General features: G+C 45.4%; 9 protein-coding genes. 5 read left to right on the plus strand and 4 right to left on the minus strand.

Annotation, left to right across the window (positions count from 1 at the left end):
• Positions 1–3 precede the first annotated feature (3 nt).
• The 3 genes from OM978_RS03775 (at position 4) to OM978_RS03785 (ending at position 3015) form a co-directional block, all read left to right on the plus strand.
• Entirely contained in the window at positions 4–753 is a 750-nt protein-coding gene (locus OM978_RS03775; protein ID WP_264345591.1) for a TIGR04219 family outer membrane beta-barrel protein, read from the plus strand.
• A 95-nt stretch (positions 754–848) separates the two neighbouring features.
• Positions 849–2447, plus strand: a complete 1599-nt coding sequence (locus OM978_RS03780) for a hypothetical protein (RefSeq protein WP_264345592.1) — start codon at positions 849–851, stop codon at positions 2445–2447.
• Positions 2368–3015, plus strand: a complete 648-nt coding sequence (locus OM978_RS03785; RefSeq protein ID WP_264345593.1) for a response regulator — start codon at positions 2368–2370, stop codon at positions 3013–3015. Before OM978_RS03780 ends, OM978_RS03785 begins: the two co-directional genes overlap by 80 nt.
• On the opposite strand, the gene OM978_RS03790 is transcribed toward OM978_RS03785, so the two are convergent.
• Entirely contained in the window at positions 2987–3901 is a 915-nt protein-coding gene (locus OM978_RS03790) for a TIGR03899 family protein (RefSeq protein ID WP_264345594.1), read from the minus strand. The two genes, OM978_RS03785 and OM978_RS03790, sit on opposite strands and share 29 nt — an antisense overlap.
• Positions 3902–4210: 309 nt before the next feature.
• On the opposite strand from OM978_RS03790, the gene OM978_RS03795 reads away from it, so the two are divergent.
• Complete coding sequence (locus OM978_RS03795) at positions 4211–6427, plus strand: EAL domain-containing protein (protein ID WP_264345595.1); 2217 nt, start codon at positions 4211–4213, stop codon at positions 6425–6427.
• 58 nt (positions 6428–6485) lie between these two features.
• On the opposite strand, the gene OM978_RS03800 is transcribed toward OM978_RS03795, so the two are convergent.
• The 3 genes from OM978_RS03800 to OM978_RS03810 form a co-directional block, all read right to left on the minus strand.
• A complete protein-coding gene (locus tag OM978_RS03800) occupies positions 6486–7589 on the minus strand; it encodes a methyl-accepting chemotaxis protein (RefSeq protein WP_264345596.1) in 1104 nt (367 codons plus the stop codon).
• 306 nt (positions 7590–7895) lie between these two features.
• Positions 7896–8426 (minus strand): inorganic diphosphatase, encoded by a 531-nt coding sequence (ppa, locus tag OM978_RS03805; protein WP_264345597.1) that lies wholly within the window; start codon positions 8424–8426, stop codon positions 7896–7898.
• A gap of 221 nt (positions 8427–8647) precedes the next feature.
• Positions 8648–9619 carry a class 1 fructose-bisphosphatase gene (locus tag OM978_RS03810; RefSeq protein ID WP_264345598.1) on the minus strand — a complete coding sequence of 324 codons (972 nt, stop codon included), beginning with the start codon at positions 9617–9619 and terminating at the stop codon, positions 8648–8650.
• A 201-nt stretch (positions 9620–9820) separates the two neighbouring features.
• Between OM978_RS03810 and mpl the strand changes: the two genes are divergently transcribed.
• Positions 9821–11170: a UDP-N-acetylmuramate:L-alanyl-gamma-D-glutamyl-meso-diaminopimelate ligase gene (mpl, locus tag OM978_RS03815; RefSeq protein WP_264345599.1), complete on the plus strand. Its 1350-nt coding sequence runs from the start codon at positions 9821–9823 to the stop codon at positions 11168–11170.
• Positions 11171–11189 lie beyond the last annotated feature (19 nt).

An 11189-nucleotide genomic window follows, 5' to 3' on the forward strand; every position in this document is an offset into this window, starting at 1 on the left:
AGCATGAAAAAGTCTGTATTAAGTATGGTAGCTGTCGCGGTGCTGGCTGTTCCGGCAGCAATGGCGGATACCATTGGTGGTGTATACCTTGGTGCTGATCTGCATTTTGCCGACGCCAAAGGTGGTTTTGGCCAGACTGGTAACCAGCAGGACTTTGATTTTGACGACAAGAATTTAAGCAGCTTTTATATCAAAGTTGAACATCCGGTACCTTTGTTACCGAATATCAAGTTGCAACGTAACAGCTTAAGCTCCAAGGGTAATACCACTTTAAACCGGACCTTTGTGTTTGATGATCAAATTTTTGCTGTAGGCACTGATGTTGCTCAGGATGTGGATTTATCTAACATTGACGCCACTTTTTATTATGAAATTCTGGACAATGATTTAGTCAGCCTGGATTTAGGTGTCACAGCCAAATACATAGATGGCGATATTACTGTTGCGACTCAAGGTCAAAGTGCAACCCAGGATTTGTCTGCTGTCATTCCTATGGGTTACCTGTACGGTAGTTTTGGTTTATTAGGCACAGGCACCAAAGTTTTTGCTGAAGTGAATTATGTTAGCTACGACGGCAGTTCTTTGTCTGATATGCAGTTTGGTATAGCTTATGAATTGATCGATTCATTGGCTATTGATCTGGCTTTAAAAGCCGGTGTCAAGAAGACCAAACTGGAACTGGACGACATTGATAACGTAGACGCAGATTTAACCTTCGACGGTGCTTTTATTTCTGCTGAACTGCATTTCTAAAACCGCGGCCAATCCCGCCCTCAAAGCAGAATCTTGTTGTTCTGCTTTGAGGGCCAGCTTATAGTGCAAGTCAGGGATATCAGGGTTCAATTGACATGACGTTAAAAGCTAAACTGGGTTTGGTGTTGAGTTCTATGGTGCTGATCGCATCTTGTCTTTATGCGTCAGCAAATCTGCAATTACGGCATGAAACTTTGGTCAGAGTCCAGGCTGAACAGCAATTGCTGATGAGTTTGTCTTTGATGGTTGAACCCTTTTTAGCTCAGAATAAAGTAGAGCAGGTGAAAGGTCATCTGCTTGCCACCAGCTTTTCCAGCACTTTACCTATCAAAGCTATTTTGGTGTATCAGGCCGATGGTAATTTATTTGCCGCCACTCAATTTCCCCGCGAACTGTTTAACTTTAGCCCGACACGAGATTTAACAGGGCAAAAAGCGTTGCAGGACGGTTCTACTCTGTTGTGGTCTGCAGTGATGGTCACGCCAGCCAGTATGAGTTATTTCGATACCAACAAAGTTGCAGCAGAAGGCAGCACTTTAGGTTATGTGGCCATTCAAATTTCTCCACTACGTTTATCTCAGCTTTGGTGGTGGCAAAGCATTCTGTGGGGTTGTGCATTACTGATTATTGTTGCTTTAGCTTTGTTATGGCAGCGACGAATTTTCAAAACTCAACACCAACGCTGGCAAGGCTTTTTAAGACAAGTCCGTACTTTAGCCCCGTCGAATTCAGACAGTAAAAAGCTCAATGAGTTTGATAGCGCTGAAATGACGTTGTTATTCCGCTCGCTTTACGCTCAGCAGCAACAGATTCAACAGCAACTGCAGCAGCAAAGTCAGGCCGAACAACTGCAGGGGCAGAACCACGATGCACAACGCGAGCAATTAGCCATCAGCTATCAGCAAAAGTTAGCTGTCTTAAACGACGAACTAAAAACCAGTCAGTGCAAGTTGCAACAGTGGCAGCAACTTTGTGTGTTAGAGCAGGCCGGGCAGTTAAAACAACAAGCGACGTTACTGCGTTGGTTGTTGACGCAGGACTTGTTAGATAAAACGGAATTACAACCTCAGACGGTCTGGTTCCCGGACTGGTTAGCTCAGCAAGTGGTAGCCTGGCAGCACGATTTTAAAGTAGCAGAAGTACCTTTTGTGTTGGTCGAAGACCCGGCACTGAGTTTATCTGAGTTAGAGTTTTGCACCCAGCATACGGCAGAGTTGCTCAAACAAATCATTTGTCTGATCCTGCAGGACCTGCAACAACACGAGCTGAGTTTGCACATCCACCTGCACACTTTTTCTGATAACAAGTTGCTCTTGCAGTTTGACCATGCAGGTCCGAGTTTTGCGATACAGCAAGTACTGGTTAACACAGATCTTCCAGGTTCAGCTGTGTTGCCCCAATTGTGTGCCCGATTGTTATCTCGTCTGGGCGCCCGATTATCCGTTTCCGCTTTAGAGGATTTGGGTTGTTCTGTACGTCTGGAATTGCCATTAACAGCAGTTTTGACCAAAGAGCTGCCTATGTTTCAGACCGCTATTTATCTGGATAACAACGAGTATACGCGCTGCGATACTGAAACAAAGTGTCTATTCAGTCGCAGAGCAAGTGATTTACTTGCAGCAGATCGAGCAGCTTCAGGCAGAGTTGCAACATCGTTTAGTGGACTTAGTGCTGGTGCAGCTGCCCGCTCCTGACGACACTCCGGAGCTGTGGACAGAATTACATCAGTTGACTGCCCGCAGTCAGATGGTGGCATTTTGTGATCAGGTTCATCTGACTTATTGGTCCTCTCTGCTTCGTTGCCCTGTATTGGCTAATCCTATGTTGTCAGCCCGGATCCGACAGCATCTTGGTGAAAGGTTACAAAGCAACAGTATGCGATTGCTGGTGGTAGACGACAATAAAACCAATCTGGCTTTTGTAAAAGCTATGCTGAGCCAACAGCAATTTGAAGTCGATACTGCTGCTACAGGGACGGAAGCAATACGGCTGGCCAAAAGCAGCAGGTATCAGTTAATCCTGATGGATATTCAACTGCCGGACATGTCGGGTGTTTTAGCAACCCATATGATCAGACAGTTACCACAACATCAGGAGACTGTGATTATGGCTTTTACTGCCCATGCTTTACCGGATGAAATTAGTCAGTTTCATCAGGCGGGCATGAATGATGTGGTGATTAAGCCGTTAGATGCACATAAAGTGGCGGACTTGATTCGCCGTTGCCAACAGCTCAGCCCTCAAAATCTAATACCGGGCTAAAGAGTTGTTTCACAGCCTGCAGATAAGCCGGGTTGGCCTGGCTGTTCAGCAGTGGCAATAACTCAACACCAACAGCGGTAAATTTATAGTATTGCAGCACCACACCTGAATGTTTGGCTTTGCAGGTCAACTGGTGCTGATGGTACTGCAACTGCAAAGGTTGATCCGGGATCAATTCACCACTTTCTATTTCAATTTGATGTAACAGGTTTAAATCAATCAGGCTTAAGATTTGCGGAAAAGTCAGGCCAAACTGGCTCAGATTCAACACAGCTCTGCTACGGCCTGTCAGGATTTGCCAGATTGAAGGTTTACGCACATAACCAAAATAGATATGGCCACTGTCCTGTAGTCGGACCCTGCAGGTTAGGCTGGCCGCTTTTTGCAAGGCTAAAGCTTCTTTAAAACTCATGCGTTGTAATAAAAATAAGGTTTTTAGTGAGAAGCTGCCTGGCTGACCAATTTCTCCAGCCAGTATTTTAGCCCAGAGTTGCTGCATGGTCTGGTTCGAAATATTTAATACTAAATCACAGTATTGCTGAAACCAGTCGGGATCCACATCTATATCAGCAACGTAATCAGGGCAGTAGTCTAAAGCTAACGCCATTATTTTTTCTAAATTCGATTGCTGCCGCTCTTTATGCATACGTTCACGGCGTTCAGCGCGTTGATGCAGGCTAGGGCCTTTAAAGTCTGAATCAATAGCAACTGGTGCGCCCGAGCGTTGTGCCAGGCGTTGATGGCGTTGGTTAAAGTCACTGCTTTGGACCGAATTCACTGATTCTGCGTCACTTGTGCTGGTTTTTGCCGTAAATTCATGGCCAAGCTGGTTACGGGCCAGTTGCAGTAAACGTTGATGACCCCGGCCTGCAGAGACTTTCTGCATCAATACACCCCTGATGGCGACAGATTTTAGTGCTGAATTTTCACAATAGCGCAAAAAATAAGGTTCGACTCTAAAAGAAGTTTGTGAAAGTGTTAACTTTATGATTCTCAATGATTTTAATAAAATGGATTGCTTTTTTTGCCTGAGGGTATAGTGTAGACAGACTGGATTAAAAGTATACAAAGGATAGCGGTGGGGCAGGGCCCTGATTGCCAAACAAAATTCAGGGTATATGCTTATATATATGCAATAGAACCTTGATATGCTTTCAAAAAGAACCCCCACAGCTGATGTAAAAAAGGTCGGAGCATGGTGTCAAAAGCAGCAGATGATGATTTTCTGTTCCTCGCAGAAGACGAAACAAATTTGGAAGCAGAAACGCAATCCAGTGGCGAATGGCACCTGTTGATTGTTGATGATGATGAAGAAATTCATACAGTTACAAAGTTAGCTTTATCCGATTTGTTGGTACTTGACCGTAAATTGGTATTTCACCATGCATTTTCCGGCAAAGAAGCGCTGAAATTTCTGGCTCAGAATCCTTATATTGCCGTCATTCTGCTTGATGTCGTGATGGAATCTGACGATGCTGGTCTGAAAGTTGTACAGCAAATCCGTGATGAATTAAAAATGGATGAAGTGCGGATAGTATTGCGCACTGGCCAGCCTGGTTATGCTCCGGAAGAGAGTGTGATCAAAGAATACGACATCAACGACTATAAAACGAAAACTGAGCTGACCCGCAATAAGCTGGTTACCGCTATTATTTCGTCCATTCGAAGCTATCAGCAAATCCGTACTATTAACCAGAACCGCATTGGCTTGCAGAAAATCATTAATGCCGGTGCTAATTTACTGGAACAGCATTCCTTACATGAATTCTCTGAAGGGGTGGTGACTCAGATCTCTTCTTTGATTGGTTTACATGCCGAAGGTGTGCTTTGTGCACAGATTGAAGATGATGGCAGTAGTAGCGACAATATCTATGTATTGGGTGCCGCAGGGCATTATGCTCCTTATATTAAATGCAAACTGGAGCGGTTGAATAACAATAGAATTATTCAGCAAATCACCACTTGCCTGGCTGAGCGGCGTCACATCTTTACCGAAAAAGATACGGTGTTGTATCTGGGCAATACTGAACATGCAGCTGCTGTTTATATTGAAACCAACAGGCCGGTGGAAGATTTTGATCGTCAACTGATCGAAGTGTTTTTAAGTAATATATCTATTGGCTATGAAAACGTCACTTTGTTTCAGCAGCTTAAACACGCCGCTTATATTGATCCTTTAACCAAAACGCCAAACCGCAACGAGTTTACCTCTTTATTGCAGGAAACCCGACGTCTTGATCCTGCCCGTAATGTAGCTGTACTGATTGATATTGATCATTTCTCTGATGTAAATGATGGTTTAGGCCAGGAGACAGGCAACGAGCTATTAATAGCGATTACACACAGGCTGGTGGCTCAGTTTGGCGAGATTGCACAAATTGGTCGTATTGGTGCTGATGTGTTTGGTTTAATTGGGCCAGAGCAAGCGCTGACCCCTGAATCCTTATCAGGCATTTTTGAAATGCCGTTCCAGTGCTCTGAACACTCGTTGCAAGTGAACGCCAGCTTCGGATTCTGCCGCTTACGTGACAGTGCTATGCATGGTCTGACTATTCTGAAGCATGTGTATATTGCGCTGAACAGAGCAAAAAAACATCTGTCGCAAAACTTTGAGTACTACAGTGCGCAGATGGAAGAGCAGATGGTCGACCGGCTGGTGATGCTCCGAAGCCTGAGATCGGATTTCCAGAAAGACAAACTGCAACTCTGGTATCAGCCGCAAATTTGTTTAAAAAGCGGCCATGTGCTGGGGATGGAGGCGCTGTTGCGCTGGCCTCAACCGGACGGCAGTTTTATTTCTCCGGCTGTGTTTATTCCGCTGGCAGAGTACTCAGGCCTGATCATTGAAATCGGCGACTGGGTGTTACAGCAGGCCTGTAAACAATTACAAAGTTTAAAAGCACAGGGTTTTGCTCATTTGCGTATAGCTGTCAATGTGTCTATGCCGCAATTCCGTAATCATCGTTTTGTGCAGTCTGTGATTGATTGTGTCGAACGTTACCAGGTTGACCCTGCACTGGTCGAATTGGAAATCACCGAATCTGTGGTGATGGACGACCCGAAAATCGTCATTGCTGCTTTAAATAAATTGAAAACCTTTGGTATTAAAGTCGCGATTGATGACTTTGGTATAGGCTTTTCATCCTTAAGTTATTTACAACAGTTACCGCTGGACCGCATAAAAATTGATCGTGCTTTTATTCAGGGGTTCGCCCTGCCTAATGGCACTTTAATTGCCGAAACTATTGTTAATCTGGGGCAGAAACTTGGGTTGGCCACTATAGCCGAAGGTATAGAAACTCAGGCGCAGGAAGATGCGGTGCGTGCTATGGGATGTCAGGAAGTACAAGGTTTTATGTACGCCAAGCCGATGACAGCTGCGGATTTAGTGAAATTTTTGTCTAAAAGTTAAGCGTAATTCACCTATAAAAAAGCCGACTTTAACGTCGGCTTTTTTATCATCGAAAGTTTTAGCGACTGGCAATCGAAGCCAGCTGTTCACCCAGCTGTTGTAAATCTTTGCTATTTTGTTGGCTTTGTGTGGTGTGTGTGGTGATATCGCGCATATAAGTCACCATAGCTTTAGTTAAATGCTGCTGCTCATCTGTCGCAGAGGCTATTTCCTGATTCATAGCGCAAATTTGCGCTATGCTGCCGGTAATTTCCTGCAAAGACAGGCCCGCCTGATTGGCAGACTGCACACTTAAATCCGCTTGTTCGCTGCTTAACTTCATTTTTTGCACTGCTTCACGGGCAGCACTTTGCAACTGCTCAATGGTGCGCTGAATTTGTTCAGTTGATTTTTGTGTGCGTGATGCCAGAGTGCGTACTTCATCCGCAACTACAGCAAAACCGCGGCCTTGTTCGCCAGCCCGGGCTGCTTCTATGGCTGCGTTGAGTGCCAATAAGTTGGTTTGTTCAGCTATACCTTTAATCACTTCAAGTACAGCACCTACCTGATTACTGTCTTGTTCCAGCTGAGCAATGGTGGCAGAAGCTTGCTGTAAATTCAGCGCCAGTTGCTCGATATTCTGCACTGTACTGGATACTGTTTGCTGACCTTGTTTAGCAATTTGATTGGAGTGGTTGGCAGCTTCTGCTGCTAAATTTGCACTTTGTACTTCGTCCAGCACACTTTGGTTCATAGACTCAACCATATTCAGGGTTTGGCCCACAATCTGTTGCTGCTGTCCCAGATGCTTTTGTTCTTCTGAGGCCATTTGGCGTATGGATGTGACCAGCTGTTTCAACTGTTCTGTCTGATTGGACGAGTCTTGTTGTTGCTGTTTTAACTGACTGAGCCATTGGTTAAATTGCTCGCGAGCCTGAGTCAGCTCAGTTGATGTAGCTGCGCTTAACTGCAGACCTAAGTTTTTTTCCTGCACTGAACGTTGAATTAATATTTTTTGTTCAGCAATGTAGTTTTGATAGCCCTTTACAGCAGATTGAGCAAATACCCAGTTTAATACCAGCACTACTGCGATGATGAGCGCTGACCAAAACCAATGTTGTGCTGCTAATACAGTCACCAATAACAACATAGTTACCAGTGTGATGACGCTTGACAGCATCATCTTGGTCCGCGCAGACCCGAAATCAAATAAAGCCATAACCTTACCCCTGAATCACTTCACTGACGACGCTGAAGTGGAATTTATTATTGTAATAATTAAAAATGGCCTGTTAAACCACGCCAAATCTGCTGCTGAAAATAACAGATATTTACAGAAGTTTTTATCAGATTTTGCGTTTTTTTGATAAAAAAGTGCTGCTTGTGAGCAAAGCTATTGGAAGAGTGATTATTACCGAAAAAAGTGCTGAATTTCGGGGGCGTAGTGAATAAAAAAACGGCACCTTGGTGCCGTTTTCAGTTGCAGATATTACTTCTGCTGAGCGCGTTCAAATGAGCTGACGATTTCAGCTTTGGCTTCAGCTTTGTCGCCCCAGCCAATCACTTTTACCCATTTACCTGGCTCTAACTCTTTATAACGTTCAAAGAAATGCTGGATTTGATTTTTCAGCAGTTCTGGCACGTCGTTCAGATCCTGGATGTTGTCATAAATTTTAGTCAGTTTGCTGATTGGCACAGCTAAAACTTTGGCGTCTTCACCCGCTTCGTCTGCCATTTTTAATACAGCGACAGGACGGCATTTAATCACAGCACCTGGTACCAGCGGGTATGGTGTTGGCACTAATACGTCAACCGGGTCACCGTCTAACGACAGAGTGTGGTTTACGAAGCCATAGTTGCACGGGTAAAACATTGGCGTTGACATAAAACGGTCAACCCAGACTGTACCTGTGTCTTTGTCCACTTCGTATTTAATTGGATCGGCATTAGCCGGAATTTCAATGATGACATTAATTTCATCTGGCAGATTTTTACCTGCGGCAACCTGACTTAAGCTCATAACGCTTCCTCTGTTCTGAAATTTGGTGCTGCATTATAGCAGCGGACGTAAATATGGCTATAGCCGTCGTACCTGAAGCTGCAGCTTTGTTGCCTGCGAGCTTTCGCCCCAGTCACATAGGACAACTATGCTCCTGGGGTCTCAATCTCTTGTCGTCGCGCTGCAACTCCAATTACTTAGGCTAATAGCCGGTGTACTTGAAGCTGCAGCTTTTACCAAGCCTACGCCTGATGATACTGCAGGCAGCTTTCTACTTCGTGTTTTGATCCTAAAATCACTGCCACTCGCTGGTGAATATCCACAGGCTGAATGTCCATAATACGTTCAGAGCCTGTTGTACTGGCACCACCTGCTTGTTCTACCAGAAAACTCATTGGGTTGGCTTCGTACATGAGTCGAAGTTTGTCCGGTTTTGTTGGATCTTTCAGATCCCGTGGATAGGCAAAAATACCACCCCGGCATAAAATTCTATGTACGTCACCGACCATAGCGGCAATCCAACGCATATTAAAGTTTTTACCACGTGGGCCTTCTTTGCCTTTTAGCAGGTCCGCAATGTAATTCTGCATAGCAGGCTGCCAATAGCGCTGGTTCGACATATTAATAGCAAATTCAGCAGTTACGCTCGGAATAGTGACCTGTTCTGTGGTCAGCAGAAAACCACCATAGGTTTTATCCAGCGTATACATTTTTGTGCCTTTGCCTGTGGTCAAGGCCATCAGGGTTGAAGGGCCATACAATATATAACCGGCAGCTATCTGTGCTGTGCCTGGCTGCAGGAAAATAGACGGATCGGCAGGGTCTGCGCCTTTGGGGGCCGGCAGAATAGAAAAGATGGTGCCAATTAAACTGTTGATATCAGTGTTGGATGAACCATCCAGCGGGTCAAAGGTGACCAGATATTTGCCTTGAGGATTGCCTGCCACAGTACTTTCTTCTTCTTCAGAAGAGATTGCCATGACAGAGCCAGTTTCAAGAATGAGATCTTTGAGCAGCTCGTTTGAGATGACATCGAGTTTCTTCTGGGTTTCGCCCTGAACGTTTTCATTCAGAGTGGAGCCCAATACATCTGAGAGTTCACCCTGGCCAACCCGAAACGAAATTTCTTTGCAGGCTGCTACGATACTTTTAATCAGATCTATCAGGTCTGCATCTGCACCATCTAGACGCAGGGCCGGAGCCAATCGACGCATAAAACCATCCTTTTTTTGTGTAGGTAGAGGAAGCTTAGGTCGCAGTATTAATTTTGATTGAGGGCTGTCGACCACAGCAGCTGCCATTTTAATCAAGTTCAGGCTAAATTGCAGGTTTCTGGTTGTTTTATTTCAGCTGTTCTTCAGAGTCCTTTGCTAGAATGGCGGCAAAATCCATGATGGACAGGCTAAGGATCGAGTATGCATATTCATATTTTAGGCATTTGTGGCACTTTTATGGGCGGTATAGCCGCTATTGCAAAAAGTCTTGGACATAAAGTGACGGGCTCTGACGCCAATGTATACCCGCCTATGAGCACTCAGCTGGAACAATTGGGCATTGAGCTGACTCAAGGTTATGATCCCAAGCAGCTGCAACCGGCCCCTGATCTGGTGATTATTGGTAATGCCATGTCACGTGGTAATCCGGCTGTGGAGTATACGCTGGACCAGAATATTCCTTACAGCTCGGGCCCACAGTGGCTGGCTGAACAGGTACTGCATCAGCGTTGGGTGCTGGCTGTGTCTGGTACTCATGGTAAAACCACAACCAGCAGCATGCTGGCCTGGGTGCTGGAGTATGCAGGTTTAAAGCCTGGCTTTTTAATAGGTGGTATTCCGCAGAATTTTGATACTTCAGCCCGTTTAGGTGACTCGCCGTTTTTTGTTATTGAAGCTGACGAATACGACACAGCCTTTTTTGATAAGCGCTCTAAGTTTGTGCACTACAGACCCCGCACTTTGGTGATTAATAATCTGGAATACGATCACGCCGATATTTTTCCGGATTTAGCCGCTATTCAGCGCCAGTTCCATCATTTGCTGCGTATGGTGCCAGCCACGGGTCTGGTGTTAAGTCCGGCCCATGTTGAAGCTGTGGATCAAACCTTAGCTATGGGCTGCTGGAGTGAGCAGCAGCGTTATGGCAAAGACTGGACTGTGGAATTAAAACAGCCGGATGGCAGTGTGTTTGAGCTGTTTTATCAAAGCGTTTCACAAGGTACCTTGCACTGGGATTTATGTGGCAACCATAATGTCGAAAACGCTGTGATGGCGATAGCTGCTGCCCGTCATGTCGGTGTGCCTGTGGCTGTCTCTATAGAAGCATTGACCCAGTTTGTAGCGCCAAAACGCCGGATGGAACTCAAAGGCACGGTCAAAGGCATTGCTGTGTATGATGATTTTGCCCATCACCCAACAGCTATTGAAACCACTTTAGCGGGTTTAAGAGCTCGTGTAGGGGATGCAAAAATCTGGGCAGTGCTGGAGCCGAGATCCAATACTATGCGGATGGGCGTACATAAGTCGGCTATCGCTGATTCTTTGCATGATGCCAATGAAGTACTGCTGTTTGAACCTGCAAATTCAGGCTGGTCTCTGGCTGCCGTAGCAGAACAGATGCCTGGCAGGGCTGCAGTATTCCAGTCTGTGGAATTAATAGTGGCGGCTTTGGTTGAAAAAGCGTCTTCAGGGGATCATATAGTGATAATGAGCAACGGCGGTTTTGGTGGTATTCACCAGAAACTGCTGGACGCGTTGTCTGCGCATTAAATCTGCAGACTAAAACACC

The sequence above is a fragment of the Rheinheimera sp. MM224 genome, assembly GCF_947090785.1.
Taxonomy (GTDB): domain Bacteria; phylum Pseudomonadota; class Gammaproteobacteria; order Enterobacterales; family Alteromonadaceae; genus Pararheinheimera.

Bases quoted from the DNA above. Each gene is read 5' to 3' on its own strand.
- OM978_RS03780 (WP_264345592.1), top strand. From the start codon at position 849: ATGACGTTAAAAGCTAAACTGGGTTTGGTGTTGAGTTCTATGGTGCTG.
- OM978_RS03795 (WP_264345595.1), top strand. From the start codon at position 4,211: ATGGTGTCAAAAGCAGCAGATGATGATTTTCTGTTCCTCGCAGAAGAC.
- OM978_RS03775 (WP_264345591.1), top strand. From the start codon at position 4: ATGAAAAAGTCTGTATTAAGTATGGTAGCTGTCGCGGTGCTGGCTGTT.
- ppa (WP_264345597.1), bottom strand. From the start codon at position 8,426: ATGAGCTTAAGTCAGGTTGCCGCAGGTAAAAATCTGCCAGATGAAATT.
- OM978_RS03800 (WP_264345596.1), bottom strand. From the start codon at position 7,589: ATGATGCTGTCAAGCGTCATCACACTGGTAACTATGTTGTTATTGGTG.
- OM978_RS03810 (WP_264345598.1), bottom strand. From the start codon at position 9,619: ATGCGTCGATTGGCTCCGGCCCTGCGTCTAGATGGTGCAGATGCAGAC.
- mpl (WP_264345599.1), top strand. From the start codon at position 9,821: ATGCATATTCATATTTTAGGCATTTGTGGCACTTTTATGGGCGGTATA.
- OM978_RS03790 (WP_264345594.1), bottom strand. From the start codon at position 3,901: ATGCAGAAAGTCTCTGCAGGCCGGGGTCATCAACGTTTACTGCAACTG.